Below are 15,979 nucleotides of genomic sequence, written 5' to 3' on the forward strand. Positions count from 1 at the left end.
CGCGTCCGGTGGGACGGCATCGACACCGCAACCGCCGACCGCCACCAGCTCTTCAGCAGCGTCGCCCTGCTCGCACAGAACTTCCAGCGCTGGTCGTTCACGCTGCGCGCCAACCTGCTCCTCGGCCGCCCCGAAGTCGCCTGCGGCCAACAGCAGCTGGAAGCCGCCGCCGACTACGCCGACCTCAACCCGGTGATCGAGGAACTGCCCCGCGGCTGGGGCACCCTGATCGCCAAGGGCTTCGAAGGCGGGGTCGGCCTGTCCGGCGGCCAGTGGCAGAAGGTCGCCCTCGGCCGCACCCATCTGCGGCTGACCACCCCCGACGCCCACGGCCGGCTTCCCGCCCTCGTGGTCGTCGACGAACCGACCTCCGCCATGGACCCCGAAACCGAAGTCGAGACGTTCGAGCAGATCCGCCAGCTCACCGGCCTCGGCGTCACCGTCATCCTCATCACCCACCGCCTCGGCGCCACCGCCAAGGCCGACCACATCGTCGTCCTCGACCACGGCCGCCTGATCGAGCAGGGCACGCACGCCGAACTGATGGCCCAGGAGCCGGCCACCCGCTACCGCGAGTCCTACCTCCTCCAAGCCGCCCAGTACAGCACCACCGTCCCACGTGTAGGGTCCGCGATTCCGTGAGCACCGTCGGCTGATCATGAGCACTGTCCGAGCAAATCCGGGTGATCATGAGCACTGACTCAACGACCTGCCCCGGGTCGTGGAGGCAGATTGCCGGGGCGGCGTGCGGCTACGGTGCAGCCCAGCACGTTGACGCGTTCTGCGACCTCGGTGCCCTGTTCGCCAAGAACCAGGTCCGAACCGGCCCACACGCAGTGAAGGCCCGGTGGATACCGGGCCTTCACGTCTGAGTAGCGGGGACAGGATTTGAACCTGCGACCTCTGGGTTATGAGCCCAGCGAGCTACCGAGCTGCTCCACCCCGCGTCGGTACGGTGAACTGTACGGCACCGACCCGGATCGGCCCAATCGACTTTCGCGATCTCGTCGGCATTCCACCCCTGGCCGAGCAGGAGGTGCAGGAGGAGCCGGGCCTCGAAGGAAGCCTTCCCCGTCGTCCTGGCTTCCAGCCACTTGGCCCGACGCCGGGACCGACGCCACGAGCTGTTCGAAGCCGGCCCCTGGGACATCGTCTTCGTCGACGAGGCGCACCATGCGCGCCGCCGTGGTTCACGGCCCGACGCATCGCCTAATGCGCTTCTCTCCCTGTTGCAGGAGATGAAGGAGAGGCGAATGTGGCAAGCGCTCTACCTGGCCTCGGCCACCCCGATGCAGATGTCCCCGCACGAGGCATGGGACCTCATAGAACTCTTCGGCCTGCCCGGGGGGTGGGGCCGCAGCGCGGCAGACTTCCAGCGCTACTACACCAACTTGCAGGAGGATCCTGACAAGAGGGACTGGCTCTTCCTCCACAAGCTGTTGACCGACTATTTTGAGAAGGGCGACCTGGCAACGCGACGGGACGTCCGCCTCGAACAGCGCATCAAGGACCAGCTGAGCTTCGCCAAGGCTGGCGCAATCGTCAAGATGCACAGTCGCCCGCTCACCTCGAGCATGGTCCGCCGTTGGTCTCTCGAACAGACCGCAGCAGCAGGGGAGTGGCTCAGCGCCCACACCCCCATGCGCGACCGGGTCTTCCGCACGACCAGACAAACCATGCGCCGCTATCAAGAACTCGGCATTCTCAAAGCTGATGTTGTCATTCCCCAGAGGGAGGTCAACGACGAGTTCATCCCCATGACAACACCGGAAAAGGAACTTTACCAACGGATCGACGACTACATCCGTCGCCACTACAACGCCTACCAGGGTGATCAGCACAGCCAGGCGCTTGGCTTCATCATGACCGTCTACCGACGCCGTCTCACCAGCTCCTTCCACGCGATCCGCACCTCGCTCCAGCGCCGCCTCGAGGTGCTCAGCGCAGGCGCCGCCCTCCAAGACCTCCTGGACGAAGACGACCGCCTCAGCACCGAAGACGACGCACTCTTCGAAGTCGTCGACCTGAACGTACGGGGTGAGCTGCTGGGGGCAGAACTGGCAGAACTGCGCCGCTTCATCGACGACCTCGGTTACCGCCGCGGCGAGGACTCCAAGCTCAAGCAGCTCATCGAGGACCTGAACGAGACGTGGAGCTCATACGACTCGGTCGTGATCTTCACGCAGTACACGGACACAATGGACTTCCTGCGAGAACACCTCGCAGCTGTGTACGGGCGGATCGCCACCTACTCAGGCCGAGGCGGGGAGGTGTACGCCCCCGCGAGCGACACCTGGCAGACAATCTCGAAGGCCGAGCTCAAGTCCCGGTTCCGAGACAAGGAAATCCGCGTCCTCATCGGAACGGATTCCATGAGCGAAGGACTCAATCTCCAGACCTGCGGCCGACTGATCAACTACGACGTGCCCTGGAACCTCATGCGGGTCGAGCAGCGCATCGGCCGCGTGGATCGAATCAACGCGTCGTATCCCGTAGTGAGCATCAGCAACTACTTCTACGCCGACACGGTCGAGCAGCGCGTCTACGAGGGCATCAAGGGAGATTTCGGCGACTTCATCCACATCGTCGGCGATGCTCAACCCGTCCTTGCTGCCACCGAGGAGGCCATCCGAAGCGCGGCAATGAGCGAACCAGGCCACCAGCAGGAGGAGATCACCCGCCAGGTCAACGCAATCCACGACCAGGTCACCTTGGCGACGTCTGCCTCCGTTCGCCTATCAGACCTGGTAGAACCTGACCCTGAATCACCACCGCAACTGGAGCCAGTGATCACCCTGGAGGACATACACGAGATACTCACCCGAAATCCCCTCACCGGACCACGACTTACCCCGGTCCCAGGACAGTTGGGGGTATACAGTCTCGAGCTGGCTGGAGCTTGCTCCGTGATGAGCTTTCCAGTAGATGGAGGTGAGCAGCCGCTACTTGGCACCAAGCGGCGAAATGTTACCTTCGACCGCTCGGTGGCAGACAACGCCGATAGCGATATGGAGCTGCTGACCTTCGGAGCGCCAGCTCTTCGTGCTCTCCTTGTCGAAGCAATGAGTGAGGCATCATAGAGGGCGTCTGAGAAATCCAGCTCAGGAAAGGCGACTTGCCGGTCGCCTCTTCGAGTGAGGTGTGCGGCGGCCAGTCGGCATGCGGGCGAGGCCGCGTCGTAGACGGCGCGGCGGGACGCGTCCGGCAGAACCAGTTCCTGCAGCCAAGCGCGGCCTGGGGCGCTGAAGCATCCGCCGTCGCGGGCATGGCCGAAATCGGCGAGGACCGCGTGGATCCGGTTACGCAAGGTGCGCAGGCGCTCGAGCTGGAAGTGATGGCGGAGTAGGGCGCGCTGCTGGCGCACGTCCAGCGGAGCGATCCACGCCTCCGGGAGTAGGTCGGCCCGCAGCAGCTGGCCCAGGGTGGGCGGCATCGACCTTGTTGTTCTTCGGCCTGGCGGAGGCGATCGCCTCGCACCGCAGCAAGTGGACCAGGTGGGGTTCGCAGCCGTAGCCCTCGAGGAGTTCGACCAGCCAGCCCCAGCCGTAGGCGGCCTCCAACGCCCAGGGTTACCGATCGGCGGGTACCCGATCACGCCGAGCGCCGTCTCGATCCCGTTGGGGACGTTCCGGTTGACCTGCACCGCGCCGTTTTGGTCGACAACGGCGATCTGGGACCGGTTACGATGCACGTCGATCCCGACCTAGACAGACCTTGCCGGGTCTCCTTTCCGATCATGTATACACCCGGACGATAGGAATCGCCGGGCCGTGCGCGGAAGGGGGCCCGGCCCTCATAAAGTCAGGTCACTACGGCTGTGACCTTGGACTTCTCGCGAGCCGCCTGCAGCGATTCGGGCAGCAGGCGCCATCCGATGGCCAAGATCATCTCGTGGGACTTTTCAGGGACTTTCAGCGCCGTCCGAGGGACATCCGAGGGACTTTTCGCCGCGTAACACGGCAAGCCCCCGAAAGATCGGAAAGGGCCTCCGACGCAGGTCAGAGGCCCTTCCGGGGGCAAAGCCCCTGGTACGGCGGATGGAGCCGGCCTGTACGCCGGGTTCTGTCTCCCGGGTTGCTTGCGCGGCCCGGGGAGGCGGCCATCCATCTAGGGCTGCCGTTGCCGACAGCCTCGTGCGGTCCACCCGCGGACTCGGGCGAGCAGCCTTCAAACGTCCGCGCACGGTGCCCGAGGGCACCGATCTTGACCTTGCTCCAGGTGGGGTTTACCTAGCCGGCCGGGTCACCCCGGTCGCTGGTGGTCTCTTACACCACCGTTTCACCCTTACCCACGCGCCGAAGCGGTGGGCGGTCTGCTTTCTGTGGCACTGTCCCGCGGGTCACCCCGGGTGGGCGTTACCCACCACCCTGCTCTGTGGAGCCCGGACGTTCCTCGGCGGGTCAGGGACCCGTCGCGACCGCCCGGCCGGCTCTTCCGCCGTAGTGGTCATCGTAGCCGCTCGGGCGGAGCCTCCCGTACACCGGACCGGGCCGCGGGCGGCTCGGCGCCGAGGCGGGCGGCCACCCGGGCGGCGGTCCCGGTGGCCCAGGCGGTGGTGGTGAGCAGGCCGAGGGCGAGGATCACGGCGCCGAGGCCGACCAGGATCCACCAGCCGGCGTGGCTGGCCGGGGCGAAACCGGTGGCCACCGGGCCGACCACCGCCGAGGTGACGACCGTACCGATCACCGCCACCCCCAGCGACTGGCCCACCTGGCGGCTGGTCGAGGCGACCGCGGCGGCCACGCCCGCCTGGGCGCGCGGCATGCCGGAGACCGCCGCGTTGGTGATCGGCGGGTTGACCATGCCGAAGCCGAAGCCGAACAGCGCGTACGCGACCAGCAGCAGCGTCGGCGGGGAGTCGGCGGTCAGCCGGGTGAGCAGCAGGCCGCTCGCGGCGAGGCAGGTCCCGGCCACGGCCAGCGGCAGGCGCGGGCCCCGGCTGCCGACGATCCGTCCGGACAGCGGCGCGCAGACCAGCATCAGCCCGGCCATCGGCAGCGTCCACAGGCCCGCCTCGACCGGACCGTAGTGCCGGACGTCCTGCAGGTAGAGGGTGTTGAGGAAGAGGAAGCCGCCGAGCGCGGCGAAGGCGCAGACCGCGGTGACGGTGGCACCGGTGAACGGGGCGCTGGCGAAGAACCGCGGGTCCACCAGCGGCTCGGCCACCCGCCGTTCCCAGAGCGGGAAGGCGATCAGCGCGGCCACCGCCGCGGCGGCGAGGGCGAGGATCAGCGGGGAGGTCCAGCCGTTGCCCGGGCCCTCGATGATCGCGGCGGTCCCGCAGCCCAGCAGGACGATCATCAGCAGCTGGCCCACCGGGTCCAGCCGGCGCGGCCTCGGCGCGCGCGACTCGGGGACGTGGCGGACGGTCAGCAGTATGGCGGCCAGCGCCACCGGGACGTTGATCAGGAAGATCGAGGGCCAGCCGGCGCCGTCCACCAGGAAGCCGCCCAGCAGCGGGCCGAGCGCCATCGAGATGCCGACCACGCCGCCCCAGACGCCGATCGCCCGGGCCCGCTCGCCGGGGTCGGTGAAGGTGTTGGTGATGATCGACATCGCCACCGGGTTGAGCATCGAGCCGCCCACCGCCTGCAGCGCCCGGAACGCCACCAGCCACTCCAGGCTCGGCGCCAGGCTGCACAGCAGCGAGCCGAGCGCGAAGCAGGTCAGCCCGATCCGGAACACCCGGCGGCGGCCGAAGCGGTCGGCCACCGAGCCGAACAGCATCAGCAGCGAGGCCAGCACCAGGGTGTAGGCGTCGATGATCCACTGCAGCCCGGAGGCCGGGGCGTCCAGGTCCTTCTGGATCACCGGCAGGGCGATGTTCACCACGGTGTTGTCCAGGCCGACGATGAACAGGCTCATGCAACAGATCGCGAGGACGAGCAGACGGCGGCGCCGGCCGTCGGCGGGGGCGGCGAGTGAGGCGGCATGGGACACGGACCGATCCTCCCACCTCCGGGGCGGGCCAGGGGCTACGAATCGGACCGTCCGGGTGGCGGGTGTCCGACCCGGCGGGCGCCCCGGTCACCCGTACCCGCCCGGCCGTCACGGCCTCGGCAGCCGCCCGTACGGCGGACTCCAGCGCCCGCCGGGTCTGCGCCGGCAGGCCCGCGGGCAGTCGCACGGACGGGGACTCCTCCACGGCGTCGCCGTCACCGGGCACCAGGTCCAGGGGGGCGCACGGTCGCCTCGCTCGCTCTCCTCGCTGCTCACCGTAGTGGTGAACGTCGGGCGCTCCCGCCGGATCGCCGACCGGGCGCGCGGCCGTCGGGGGCGGTGTAAGCGCTCGTAGGGTGGGGGCGAGTGGGCGTGCGCGAAGGGGGTTCGGGTGATGGGTGGTGCGGTGCGGGTCGCCGGGGGTGTGGTGGCGGCGGGCCTGGGGGTGACCGGGGTGCTGCACGCGGTGTGGGCGGTGACGCCGTGGCCGTTGCGGACACCGGAGGAGTTCGCGGACGCCGTGGTCGGGGCGGGTGACGGAGTGCCACCTGCGGCGGCGTGCGTCGCGGTGGCGGGGCTGCTGGGGACGGCCGCGTACCTGGTGGGGGCGGAGGCCGGGGTGCTGCCGAAGGTGGGGCCGGAGCGGGTGCGGCGGGCCGGGGTGCGGACGGTGGCCGGGGTGCTGTTGGCGCGCGGGGTGGGCGGGCCGGTGGTGTTCGGGCGGGTGAGTGAGCGCACCGAGCGGTTCCGGCGGCTGAACGTGCGGTACTACTCGCCCCTCTGTGTGGCACTGGGAGCCGGAGCGGCCGCAGTAGGGTGGCGGGGTTCGTCCGCCACAAACTGTTGAGGAGTCCGCTGTGCTGGTGCTGTTGCCGCCCTCGGAAGGCAAGGCCGGGTCCGGGGACGGCGAGCCGGTCGCGCTCGACCGGCTGTCGCTGCCGGGGCTGACGGCGGCGCGCGGCGCGGTGCTGGACGCGCTGGTCGGCCTCTGCCGGGGCGACGAGGACACCGCGGCCGAGGTACTGGGCCTCACCCCCGGTCTGCGCGGCGAGATCGCCAAGAACGCCGGTCTGCCGACGGCGGGTGCCCGTCCGGCGGCCGAGGTGTACACCGGGGTGCTGTTCGACAACCTGGGCCTGGCCACCCTGGACGCCGCCGCGTACGACCGGGCCGAACGTTCGCTGCTGGTGTTCTCCGGCCTGTGGGGCGCGGTACGGATCTCGGACCGGATCCCGTCCTACCGCTGCTCGATGGGCGTGAAGCTCCCGGGGCCGGGGGCGCTCGGCGCGTACTGGCGGGGCGCGATGGCCTCCGTGCTGCCGGAGGCGGCGGACGGGCTGGTGCTGGACCTGCGCAGCTCCGCGTACGCGGCGGCCTGGAAGCCGGTCGGCGAAGTGGCCTCCCGTACCGCGACCGTCCGGGTACTGCAGGAGCGGGGCGGCAAGCGCACGGTGGTCAGCCACTTCAACAAGGCGACCAAGGGCCGGCTCGTCCGGGACCTGCTGGTCACCGGGGCCGAGCCGAAGACGCCGGGTGAGCTGATGGACGCGCTGCTGGGGCTGGGCCACCGGGTCGAGTTGGCGGCGGAGGGCACGGCGCGCAAGCCGTGGCAGCTGGACGTGGTGGTCGCCGACGTGCACTGAGCGTGCGGGCGTGCTCCCGGGATGTGTGGGCGGGCCGCCGGGCCCGCCCACGGACGTCAGCGCAGGTGCGAGGTGTCGTTGAGCAGCCGCAGCGAGGCGTTGCCGTCCGCGTAGTACTGGACGGCGCAGATCGAGGCGGCGGACAGCTCCATCCGGTACATCGAGTCCGGCGGGGCGCCGAGCGCCAGCCGGATCAGGGTCTTGATCGGGCTGACGTGCGAGACCACCAGTACGGTCTTCCCCGCGTACCGGGTGAGGATCTTGTCCCGGGCGACACCGGCCCGGTGGGTGAGCGTGGTGAAGCTCTCGCCGCTGCCGGTCGGCTTGACCTTGGCGGAGCCGAGCCAGGCGGCCAGGTCCTCCGGGTAGCGCTCCTGCACCTCGCCGAAGGTCAGGCCCTCCCAGTCGCCGAAGTCGACCTCACGCAGCCCGTCCTCGTAGCGGACCTCCAGACCGAGCCGGGCGGCGACGGTCTCGGCGGTCTGCCGGGTGCGGAGCATCGGGGAGGCGACCACCGCCTGGATGCTGCCGCGCGCGGCCAGCGCCTCGGCGGCCCGCTCGGCCTGCCAGCGGCCCTTGTCGGAGAGCTCCGGGTCGGTACCGCCGCTGCCGGAGAAGCGCTTCTCCGGGGTGAGCGGGGTCTCGCCGTGGCGCAGCAGGACGAAGGTGGTGGGGGTGCCGAGGTCGGCGAGGGCGGCCCAGCCGGCCTTGGGGGCGGGGGTCTCCAGCGGCGGCTCGACGACGACCGCGGCCTCGGGCTTCGGCTCCCACCGGCGGCCGGCCTGGCCGGCGTCCATCGCCTCGTTGGCCAGCCGGTCGGCGTCCTTGTTCCGCTCGCGCGGGATCCAGGTGTAGGTGACCCGGCCGCGCGGGAAGACCGTGCGCGCCTCGGCGGCGAGCGGCTGCATGTCGGGGTGCTTGATCTTCCAGCGCCCGGACATCTGCTCGACGACCAGCTTGGAGTCCATCCGGACGTCCACCGAGGCGTCCGGGTCGAGCTCACGGGCCGCCTTGAGGCCGGCGATCAGTCCCCGGTACTCGGCCACGTTGTTGGTGGCGTGGCCGATGAACTCGGCGGCCTCGGCGACGAGCTGCCCGGTGTCTCCGTCCCGGACCACCGCGCCGTAGCCGGCCGGCCCCGGGTTGCCCCGGGACCCGCCGTCCGCCTCGACGATGAAGCGCGACGGCACCGGCTCAGACGCCCGAGTCGGCGGTGCGGACCAGGATCCGCGAGCAGTTCTCGCAGCGGACGACCTTGTCGGCCGGCTCGGCCTTGATGGCGTTCAGCTCGGTGATCGAGAACTCGGTGCGGCAGCCCTCGCAGCGGCGCTGGTAGAGGCGGGCCGCGCCGACGCCGCCCTGGGTCTCGCGCAGCTTGGCGTACAGCTTCAGCAGGTCGGCCGGGATGACGGCGGCCACGGTCTCGCGGTCGCGCTTGACCTTGTCGGCCTCGCCGTCGATCTCGGCGAAGGCGGCGTCGCGGCGGCCCTCGGCCTCGGTGAGGACCACGGTGGAGTGCTCCAGGCGGGCGCTCAGCTCCTCGACCCGGGTCTGGGCGGACTCCTGGCGCTCCATGATCTCCAGCACGACCTCCTCCAGGTCGCCCTGGCGCTTGGCCAGCGAGCCGATCTCGTGCTGGAGGTTCTCCAGGTCCTTCGGCGAGGTGATCGCGCCGGAGTCCAGGCGCTGCTGGTTGCGGGCGGCGCGGGAGCGGACCTGCTCGACGTCCTGCTCGGCCTTGGTCAGCTCGCGGGCGGTGTCGCCCTTCTGGGCCTCGGCGGCGACGACGAGGTCCTTGAGGGCGGTGTGGTCGGCCTTGGCCTTCTCGATCTCGGCGTGCTCCGGCAGACTCCGGCGCCGGTGGGCCAGCTGGTCGAGCTTCGAGTCGATGGCCTGGAGGTCGAGCAGGCGGATCTGGTCGGCGGGCGCGGCGTTCAAGCGGAAAGCTCCTGTGAATCGGGTCAGGCGGTGAAGGACATGGGGGCGTGCGCGGTCCACGGGTCGGTGACCCGGTGGGAGACCTTGGTCTCCACGGCCCAGCCGCACTGGTCGGCGGCGGCCAGCAGGGCGCGCTCGGCCAGGGCGAGCCAGGGCCACTCGGTGGCCCAGTGGGCGGCGTCGATCAGCGCGACCGGCGCGGCCTCGGTGGCCTCGGACGCCGGGTGGTGGCGCAGGTCGGCGGTCACGTAGGCGTCCACGCCGGCCGCCCGTACGTCGGCGAAGAGGCTGTCGCCCGAGCCGCCGCACACCGCGACCCGGCTGACCAGCCGGTTCGGGTCGCCGGAGACGCGCACCCCGGCGGCGGTGGCGGGCAGGCCCCTGGCGACCTGCGCGGCGAAGGCGGACAGGGCCAGCGGGGGTTCCAGCAGGCCGATCCGGCCGGTGCCGCGGCGGCCCAGCGGGTCGGTCGGGTCCGGCACCAGCGGGCCGGTGACCCGCAGGCCGACCGCCTCGGCGAGCGCGTCCGAGACGCCGGGGTCGGCGTGGTCGGCGTTGGTGTGGGCGACGTGCAGCGCGATGCCGTTGGTGATCAGCGTGTGCACCACCCGGCCCTTGAAGGTGGTGGCGGCGACGCTGGTGGTGCCGCGCAGGTAGAGGGGGTGGTGGGTGACGACGAGGTCGGCGCCCCACTCCACGGCCTCGTCGACGACCGCCTGGACGGGGTCGACGGCGAACAGCACGCGGCGGACCTCGGCCTGAGGGTCCCCGCAGACCAGGCCGACGGCGTCCCAGGACTCCGCCCACTGCGGCGGGTAGACCTCTTCGAGCGCGGTGATGACGTCGGACAGTTTCGGCACCTGTCGAGACTACCGTGCGCGCGGGTGCGGTCGGGCCTCGGCCGTTCGGGGGGTCGACTCCGTCGGTGTTCGGACGCGGGTGCCGTGGGCGTACGGATGCGCGTCAACCCGACACGGAGGCGTGTCAACCTGCGGTGGGACGCTCGTGCGGGCCCGCACGAGCCGTGCGGGCCCGCGCGCCGGGCGCTCGTGGCGCACAACAGGACCCTCGCACAAATTCGAAACCGCCTACGGATCACCCTTACGAGTGAAGTGACCGGGTCTGCGTTGAGGCTTCGGTTTTCTCGAAACTAACTTCATCCCTGCGAACGGGAGTTGCCCCAGTCGCCCCGGCCCTTGGCGAGCCGGGGGTCGAGAAGGGGTCCGCCGGATCAAGTCCTGGTGCGACCGGACCGATGGCGGAACACAGGGATGTGGCGTTCCTGCCTGTCGAGGCGCTCCCGTTCATTCCGAGGAAACCGATCAAGCCGGGCCGTGGTGCCGCGGGTGCCGAGCAGCGGCACCCGCGGCGGGACGGCCGAGACGAAGGGATGTGGCGGCGAATGAGGGCGGGCACATCGCTGCGTACGGCCGGGGACCGGGGATCGGCGGGGCGCGGGCCGGGTGCGGCCGGCTCGTGGCCGGAGACGACGCGGGCGGCGCTGGCCGGTGCCGGCAGCCGGGGAGGCGACGGCGGCTGGGACGTCACCGTCGGTGGCTTCTGGTGCACGGCCAGGCCGTCCGCGTCATCGCCCCTACCGGAGCAGGGGTGGAAGCTTCATGTGAGCGCGGCGTCGGTGGTGGGCGGGGAGGTGCTCGCGGCGGTGGTGCGGGTGCTCGCCGCGGACCCGTGCAGCTTCAAGTTCGCCGCCGGGGAGGAGCGGCTGCACGAGCTCAACTCCCGTAACAGCGACCGGGGTTCGGCAGGCAAGTTCATCACCGTCTACCCGGTGGACGACGCCCAGTTCCAGCGGCTGGCGGCCGAACTGGACCGGGCCACGGCCGGGCTGCCGGGCCCTGTGGTGCTCTCCGACCGGCCGTACCGGCCGGGCAGCCGGGTGCACTACCGGTACGGCGCGTTCGCGTCGCGGGCGGAGCTGGGCAACGACGGGGAGTACCGGTCGGTGCTGCGCGGGCCCGCCGGGGAGCGGGCCGAGGACGTGCGCGGCGGGTCGTACCGGGCGCCGGGGTGGGTGCGGGACCCGTTCACCGTGCCCACCGCCCCTGCGGCCGCCGTCGTCGCGGGCCGCCGGAAGGGCGGGGTGTTGCTGGCCGGGCGGTACGCGGTGACCGCCGCCGCACGGCACGGCGCCAAGGGCGGCGTGTTCCTCGGGCGGGAGGCGGCCAGCGGCGCGGAGGTCGTGGTCAAGCAGGCCCGCGCCCACATCGAGGTCGACCGCGCCGGGACGGACGCTCGCGACGCGCTGCGGCACGAGGCCGCGCTGCTCGCCCGCCTGGACGGGCAGGAGCTGGCGCCGCGCGCCGTCGAACTGATCGAGCAGGACGACTCCGTCTTCCTGGTGCAGGAACGAATCGCCGGACAGCCGCTGGGCACCTGGGTCGCGGCCCGGCTGCGGCGCGACGGCAGCCCGGACGTGGACTGGGCCGAGGCCGAGCCGGTGGTGCACGGGCTGCTCGACCTGGTCGAGCGGGTGCACGCCCAGGGGCTGGTGCTGCGCGACCTCTCCCCCGGCAATGTGATGGTCCGCCCGGACGGCGGCCTGCGGCTGGTCGACCTCGAACTCGCCGCCGAGACCGGCCACCGGGCGGGCTCGGCCGGCACCCCCGGCTACCGCGCCCCGGAACAGGGGCGGCTCGCCCTCGCCGGCTCCTGTGTCGCCGACCCGGCCGTGGACCTGTACGCACTCGGCGGGCTGCTCTTCCTGCTCGCGACCGGGCACGACCCGCTGCTGCCGGAGGACCTGCCGCAGGCGCGGCCGGTCGCCGGGCGTCTCGGGCGCTGGCTCGCCCTCGCGGCCCGCACGGGTGCGACGGCGCGGCGGCTGGCGCCGTTGGTGCTGGGGCTGCGGGCGGAGGAGCCCGGGCAGCGGTGGGGGGTGGCGCGGGTTCGGGCGGCGCTGCGCGGCACCGCTTCCGCCGGCGTCGCCCCGCTCTGGCAGACCGCCGCCCGGCAGCACGCGGGCCCCGCGCCCCGGCACAGCGACGGCCCGACCCTCGACCGTCTGCTGCGCGACGGCCTGCGACACCTCGCCGCCTCCGCGACGCCCGAGCGGCCCGACCGGCTCTGGCCCGTCGTCCCCGCCGGGGAGCGGACGGACCCGTGCAACGTGCAGCACGGCGCCGCGGGCGTGCTCGCCGTTCTGGCCCGGGCCGCGGCGGCCGACGGGCTGCCGGAGGAGGTACGGGCGGAGGCCGCGCGCACGGCCCGTACCGCCGCGGACTGGATCGAACGGCGGATCGCGGCCGAGCCGGTGGTACTGCCCGGGCTGCACTTCGGGCGGTCGGGGACGGCGTGGGCGCTGCTGGACGCCGCGGGCGCGCTGGGCGACGCCGGGTTGGCGGAGCGGGCGGCCGGACTCGCCCGCCGGGTCGCCGTCGAGTGGCCCAACCCCGATGTGTGCCACGGCGCGGCGGGCGCCGGGTTCACCCAACTCCGCTTCGCCGCCGAGGACTTCGGGGCCGAGGACTTCCAGGCCGGCATCGGCGCGGGTTTCGGGGCGGGTTTCGGGGAGGGTTTCGGGGAGGGTTTCGGGGAGGGTTTCGGGGAGGACTTCCTCCCCCGGGCCGCCGGCTGCGCCCGCGCCCTGCTGACCGCCGCACGACAGGAGTCGTACGGGACGGTCTGGCCGGTGCCGGCGGACTTCGACTCGGCGCTCGCCGGGATCACCCACCTGGGCTTCGCGCACGGCGCGGCGGGCGTGGGCGCCTTCCTCCTCGCCGCCGCCGCAGCCGTCGAGGACCAGACCCTGCGCGCCGACGCACTCGGCGCCGCCGTCGACGCCGGGCGGACGCTCGCCGCGACCGTACGGTGGGGCGTCGACCGGCGGACCGCCTGGTGGCCGCAGAGCGCGGCCGACCCCGAGCACATCCGGCTCTCCCACTGGTGCAGCGGCTCCTCCGGTGCGGGCAGCTTCCTGCTCCGGCTCTGGCGGGCCACCGGCGACGCCGCCACCCTCGACCTCGCCCGCGCCGCCGGGCGGGCCGTACTGGCCGGGCGCTGGCACAGCGGGGTGAGCGCCTGCCACGGACTGGCCGGCGACGGCGAGTACCTGCTGGACCTCGCCGAGGCCACCGACGAGCACGAATTCCGCAACGGCGCCGAGGAGTTGGGTCAGTTGACCGCCACCCGAGCCGCCCTGCGCAACGGCCTGCTGGCACTCCCCGACGAGACCGGCACCGGCTGCGCCACCGCCTACGGCACCGGCACCGCGGGCCCGCTGGCCTTCCTGCTCCGACTGCGCCACGGCGGCCCCCGGCTCTGGCTCGACCCCGCCCCGCCCACCCGGCGCCGAATCCCCTCCGGCGCGGGCGGGGTGAGCGAGGCATGAACGTGGCCACCCGCACCACCACCCAGGCCCTGCGGCGGCTCAGCTTCGCCTTCTCCGCCGACGGCAGCCACGCGGCCTGCCTGGCAGCGACCGCCGACAGCGGCTGGTACGTGGAGAGTTGGCGACTCCCGACGAACGGCGAACCGGCCGCGCCGACCCCGCTGCCGCTGTCCGGCAACCGCTCGGAGAACCTGCGCTCGCAGCTGATCGCGCTGCCCGACGGCTCGGTGCTGATCTGCCGGCACGACGGCGAGCGACACGACCTCGTCCGCCTCTCGCACGGCGAGAACGCCGCCTTCGAGCAGCAGTTGGCCTCGCTCCGGATGCCCGGACTGCGCCTGCTGCCGCTCCCGGTGTCGCCCGGCGCCGGTCCGCGCACACCGGTGGCGCTCGCGCTCGGCACCGACACCCGTCCGACGACCACCGCCTGGCTGGTCCGGTCGGACGGCAGCGAGCCCGTACAGGTCGCCGAGATCCCCGGTCTGCACGGCGGAGGCGTCTGGCTGGACCACGCGGGCGCGCTGCTCGCGCTGGACCGGGTGGCCGGCGGGTTGGTCCGCAGCGTGGCGCTGGACCTGCGCAGCGGGACCACCACGCCGCTGCTGGAGATCGGCGAGCGCAGCAACGACCGGCTGGTGCTGTTCGACCCGGACAGCCGCTTCGCGATGGTGCGCAGCGACGCGCCGGGCGTCGACCGGCTCGGCTGGGGCGTGCTGGGCGGCGGCGAGCCGCTGCGGTTCCCGGAACGCCTGCACGTCGCGGGCATGTTCCTGCGGCCGGTCGCGCTGCGGCAGGCGGCGGACGGCCCCCGGGTCGCGGTGCAGATCGACCACGGCGCCGGGTCGGCGCTCGCCCTGTGGCGGCCCGCCGTCAGCCGGCTGGACCCGCTGCCGGTGCCGCCCGGGCGGCTCGGCGCGGTCGGGCACTGGGGCGAGGCGGGGCTGCGGATCCCGTACTCCTCGCCCGACCACCCGGCGGCCCTGGCCACCCTGGACCTGGACGCCCTGCTGGCGCACGGCCCGGTCCCGGCCGGCTCGGGCCCGATGCCGCTTCCGCTCCAACTCGCGCCGCTGGGCTCGGGGTTGCCCGGCCCGTGGCGGGACACCGTGCTGCCCTGGCAGCCCGGCGGGCTGCGCTCCGCCCACACCCCGCCCGCCGGTTGGCGCCTCGACGGCAGCACGCCGCCCGGCGACGGCGGCCGCTGGCAGCCCGCGCAGAGCCTCGAACTCGCGGGCCCGGCCGGCCCGTTGGAGGCCGTGGTGTACGGCGGGGACTCCTGGCTGAGCAGCCCGCACCTGGTGCTGGCGCTGCACGGCGGCCCCGCGGACGCCTGGCGGCTGGAGTTCGACCCGGCGTTGCAGCGGATGGCCGCCGAGGGCCTGGCGGTGGTCGCGCCCAACCAGCGCGGCTCCACCGGCTACGGGGTGCCGCACGCGCTGGCCATCCGGGGCGCCTGGGGCGGGCCCGACCTGGACGACGTGCTGTACCTGCTGGAGGGCATCGCCGGCCAGCGCGCGGCGCTCGGCCTGGAACCGCCCGCACTGTTCGGGGTCAGCTACGGCGCGTTCCTGGCCCTGCTGGCGGCCGCGCACGCGCCGGCCGAGCAGGTCGCCCGCTGCGCGGTGGTCGCCCCGTTCCTGTCCGGTGCCCGGCTGCTCGCCGAAGCGGCGCCCCCCGTACGGGCGTTGACCACCCGGCTGGGCGGCGGCGAGCCGATCGCGGACGCCCGTGGCCCACGCGACGTGCTGCAGCTGGCGCACCGGCTGAGCGCGCCGCTGCTGGTGGTGCACGGCAACCGGGACGAGGTCGTGCCGGTGAGCCAATCCCGGTCGCTGCGGCATGAGTTGCTGCGGATCGGTCGGGTCGAGGGGGTGGACTTCCGGTACGTCGAGGCGGCCGGTTCCGGGCACGAGGTGCTGGCCGAGGAGGGCGCCGCCGTGCTGCACGAGCTGCTGGCCGCGTTCCTGCGGACCGGCCGACCGGGCTGATCCCGGCTTTCCACGGACTCCCGGGCCCAGTGCGGTCCGGGGCATCACCCCCGGTGCGGCGGATGGAGGCCGCCCGGGGTCAACACCAGACGCCCGCAGGCAGATCGCGGCGGGCGTGAACT

The 15,979-nt window shown here is 72.8% G+C and carries 11 protein-coding genes, 1 tRNA gene and 1 other RNA gene; 7 read left to right on the plus strand and 6 right to left on the minus strand.

What is annotated here, in order from left to right; translation table 11 throughout:
• Window positions 1–642, plus strand: a 642-nt coding sequence (locus ABZW30_RS27745; protein ID WP_355673923.1) for an ABC transporter ATP-binding protein, incomplete at its 5' end; no start/stop codon positions are given.
• 231 nt (window positions 643–873) lie between these two features.
• On the opposite strand, the gene ABZW30_RS27750 is transcribed toward ABZW30_RS27745, so the two are convergent.
• Window positions 874–947 (minus strand) — tRNA-Met (locus tag ABZW30_RS27750).
• A gap of 306 nt (window positions 948–1,253) precedes the next feature.
• On the opposite strand from ABZW30_RS27750, the gene ABZW30_RS27755 reads away from it, so the two are divergent.
• Together ABZW30_RS27755 and ABZW30_RS27760 are read left to right on the plus strand one after the other, a co-directional pair.
• Window positions 1,254–3,080: a helicase-related protein gene (locus ABZW30_RS27755; RefSeq protein ID WP_355673924.1), complete on the plus strand. Its 1,827-nt coding sequence runs from the start codon at window positions 1,254–1,256 to the stop codon at window positions 3,078–3,080.
• 35 nt (window positions 3,081–3,115) lie between these two features.
• Window positions 3,116–3,346 carry a hypothetical protein gene (locus tag ABZW30_RS27760; RefSeq protein ID WP_355673925.1) on the plus strand — a complete coding sequence of 77 codons (231 nt, stop codon included), beginning with the start codon at window positions 3,116–3,118 and terminating at the stop codon, window positions 3,344–3,346.
• 689 nt (window positions 3,347–4,035) lie between these two features.
• On the opposite strand, the gene rnpB is transcribed toward ABZW30_RS27760, so the two are convergent.
• An RNA gene (rnpB, locus tag ABZW30_RS27765) (RNase P RNA component class A) lies at window positions 4,036–4,433 on the minus strand.
• Between the two features lie 13 nt (window positions 4,434–4,446).
• Window positions 4,447–5,940: an MFS transporter gene (locus ABZW30_RS27770; RefSeq protein WP_355673926.1), complete on the minus strand. Its 1,494-nt coding sequence runs from the start codon at window positions 5,938–5,940 to the stop codon at window positions 4,447–4,449.
• A gap of 394 nt (window positions 5,941–6,334) precedes the next feature.
• Between ABZW30_RS27770 and ABZW30_RS27775 the strand changes: the two genes are divergently transcribed.
• Both ABZW30_RS27775 and yaaA read left to right on the plus strand, forming a co-directional pair.
• Complete coding sequence (locus ABZW30_RS27775) at window positions 6,335–6,787, plus strand: DUF3995 domain-containing protein (RefSeq protein WP_355673927.1); 453 nt, start codon at window positions 6,335–6,337, stop codon at window positions 6,785–6,787.
• Window positions 6,788–6,797: 10 nt separating this feature from the next.
• Window positions 6,798–7,583 (plus strand): peroxide stress protein YaaA, encoded by a 786-nt coding sequence (gene yaaA / locus ABZW30_RS27780; protein ID WP_355673928.1) that lies wholly within the window; start codon window positions 6,798–6,800, stop codon window positions 7,581–7,583.
• Between the two features lie 56 nt (window positions 7,584–7,639).
• On the opposite strand, the gene ABZW30_RS27785 is transcribed toward yaaA, so the two are convergent.
• Genes ABZW30_RS27785 through ABZW30_RS27795 form a run of 3 tightly spaced genes read right to left on the minus strand, consistent with a single transcriptional unit; the run spans window position 7,640 to window position 10,381 of the window.
• On the minus strand, window positions 7,640–8,773 hold the full coding sequence (locus ABZW30_RS27785) for a bifunctional RNase H/acid phosphatase (RefSeq protein ID WP_355673929.1): 1,134 nt from the start codon (window positions 8,771–8,773) through the stop codon (window positions 7,640–7,642).
• A gap of 4 nt (window positions 8,774–8,777) precedes the next feature.
• On the minus strand, window positions 8,778–9,521 hold the full coding sequence (locus ABZW30_RS27790) for a C4-type zinc ribbon domain-containing protein (protein ID WP_355673930.1): 744 nt from the start codon (window positions 9,519–9,521) through the stop codon (window positions 8,778–8,780).
• 23 nt (window positions 9,522–9,544) lie between these two features.
• Window positions 9,545–10,381: a Nif3-like dinuclear metal center hexameric protein gene (locus ABZW30_RS27795; RefSeq protein ID WP_355673931.1), complete on the minus strand. Its 837-nt coding sequence runs from the start codon at window positions 10,379–10,381 to the stop codon at window positions 9,545–9,547.
• A 542-nt stretch (window positions 10,382–10,923) separates the two neighbouring features.
• Between ABZW30_RS27795 and lanL the strand changes: the two genes are divergently transcribed.
• Together lanL and ABZW30_RS27805 are read left to right on the plus strand one after the other, a co-directional pair.
• Entirely contained in the window at window positions 10,924–13,869 is a 2,946-nt protein-coding gene (gene lanL, locus ABZW30_RS27800) for a class IV lanthionine synthetase LanL (RefSeq protein ID WP_355673932.1), read from the plus strand.
• Window positions 13,866–15,857 (plus strand): alpha/beta fold hydrolase, encoded by a 1,992-nt coding sequence (locus tag ABZW30_RS27805; protein WP_355673933.1) that lies wholly within the window; start codon window positions 13,866–13,868, stop codon window positions 15,855–15,857. The genes lanL and ABZW30_RS27805 overlap by 4 nt, the downstream gene beginning before the upstream one ends.
• The last annotated feature ends 122 nt before the right edge of the window (window positions 15,858–15,979 follow it).

The organism is Kitasatospora sp. NPDC004669 (genome assembly GCF_040609455.1).
Lineage (GTDB): Bacteria > Actinomycetota > Actinomycetes > Streptomycetales > Streptomycetaceae > Kitasatospora.

Coding starts and splice junctions, on each gene's coding strand:
- ABZW30_RS27755 (WP_355673924.1), top strand. CDS start 1,254: ATGTGGCAAGCGCTCTACCTGGCCTCGGCCACCCCGATGCAGATGTCC.
- ABZW30_RS27775 (WP_355673927.1), top strand. CDS start 6,335: ATGGGTGGTGCGGTGCGGGTCGCCGGGGGTGTGGTGGCGGCGGGCCTG.
- lanL (WP_355673932.1), top strand. CDS start 10,924: ATGAGGGCGGGCACATCGCTGCGTACGGCCGGGGACCGGGGATCGGCG.
- ABZW30_RS27805 (WP_355673933.1), top strand. CDS start 13,866: ATGAACGTGGCCACCCGCACCACCACCCAGGCCCTGCGGCGGCTCAGC.